This is a genomic window from Amycolatopsis sp. NPDC004368, assembly GCF_053602515.1.
This window is the reverse complement of sequence record NZ_JBSGDT010000094.1, coordinates 1-1,156: the sequence shown is the minus strand read 5'-3', so window position 1 is coordinate 1,156 and position 1,156 is coordinate 1. Positions and strand designations below refer to the sequence as shown.

Below are 1,156 nucleotides of genomic sequence, written 5' to 3'. Positions count from 1 at the left end.
CCCCCCGTTACCTTTTTCGTAGTTCCTGATCAAGGAGCTGTGGTCACCAGACCCGGCATGACTAACGCCCCCAGTCGAACCCATGATCCGGGGGGTGGTGTCACCGGGCCTGGTGGCATCGACCGACCGCTGATAGGGACACGGCCACCACCTGGTAGGTCTCGTCGTAACGTGGGTGCCGGCGCTCGATGCCTGATCGGTGACCACGTCGCGGCGACCGAAGCGGAATGGTGGATGAGCAGCGATTTCGGAGTGTTCCTCGGCCTGGACGTCGGCAAGGAAACCCACCACGCAGTCGGCCTGGACCCGGCCGGAAAGCGGCTGCATGACGGGACACTGCCTAACACCGAACCGAAGCTGCGGGCCTTGTTCGACAAGCTCGCCCAGCGCGGGCCGCTGCTGGTCGTGGTCGATCAGCCGGCCACGATCGGCGCGCTGCCGGTCGCGGTCGCCCGCGCAGCGGGCCACCAGGTTGCCTACCTGCCCGGCCTGGCCATGCGCCGCATCGCCGACCTCTACCCGGGCCGGGCCAAAACTGATGCCCGGGACGCGTTCATCATTGCCGACGCCGCCCGCTCGCTGCCGCACACGCTGCGCCCGGTCGATGTCGGCGACGACGCGTTGGCCGAGTTGGAGGTGCTGGTCGGGTTCGACGACGACCTGGCCGGCGAAGCCACCCGCATCAGCAACCGCATCCGCGGCTTGCTCGCTGGCATCCACCCCGCCCTCGAACACGCCATCGGCCCCAAGATCAGCCATCCGGCTGTGCTGGAGATCCTCTCCCGCTGCGGCGGCCCAGCCGGGATCGCCAAGGCCGGTCGTCGCAAGCTGACCGCGATCGCGAAGGTCCACGCACCTCGCATGGGCGATCGGCTGGTCGAGGCGATCACGGCTGCGCTGGCCGAGCAAACCGTCACCGTCCCGGGCACTGCGGCCGCCGACACCGTGCTGCCCCGCCTGGCCGACAGCCTCAAAACCGTGCTGCAGCAACGCAAAGCTGTCGCTGAACAGGTTGAGGGGATACTTGATGCGCACCCTCTTGCCGGGGTCCTGACCTCGATGCCCGGCATCGGCGTCAGGACCGCAGCCCGCATCCTGCTCGAGGTCGGCGACGCCTCCCACTTCGCCTCCTCCGGACATCTCGCGGCTTACGCGG

General features: G+C 68.6%; 1 protein-coding gene. It reads left to right on the top strand.

Features of this window, described 5'->3' with window-relative positions; translation table 11 throughout:
• Positions 1-234 precede the first annotated feature (234 nt).
• A partial coding sequence (locus ACWEOE_RS42135) for an IS110 family transposase (protein WP_452019461.1) occupies positions 235-1,156 on the top strand: 922 nt, incomplete at its 3' end.